At 71.8% G+C, this 277-nt stretch carries 1 pseudogene; it reads left to right on the top strand.

Annotation, left to right across the window (positions count from 1 at the left end):
- A pseudogene (locus ACQG3P_RS19585) lies at window positions 1–277 on the top strand (trigger factor); the annotation flags it as partial.

The raw sequence follows: 277 nt of genomic DNA, 5'->3' as shown, positions 1-277 counted from the left end.
CTGGGGCCGGCCTTCGGCGACGTCGACGTCAGCAAGCTGACCGTCGTGCGCCACACCGCCGAGATCAACGCCGCCGACCTCGACCAGATGATCACCAACCTGCGCGAACAGCGCCGCAGCTGGAGCCCGGTGGACCGTGGCGCCCCGGAGGGCGACCTGGTGGCGCTGGAAACGTGGTCGCAGGCCGGCGATGAGCGCCTGCCGGCCGCAGGCACCGAAAAGGGCAGCGGGGGGGTGGGCCAGGGCAGGATGTTCGAGCCGATCGAACAGGGCCTGG

Origin of the sequence: Stenotrophomonas sp. SrG, assembly GCF_050031795.1 — a bacterium.
Taxonomy (GTDB): domain Bacteria; phylum Pseudomonadota; class Gammaproteobacteria; order Xanthomonadales; family Xanthomonadaceae; genus Stenotrophomonas; species Stenotrophomonas rhizophila_A.
Note: the sequence above shows the minus strand (reverse complement) of the source record. Positions and strands in the feature narration are given on the sequence as shown.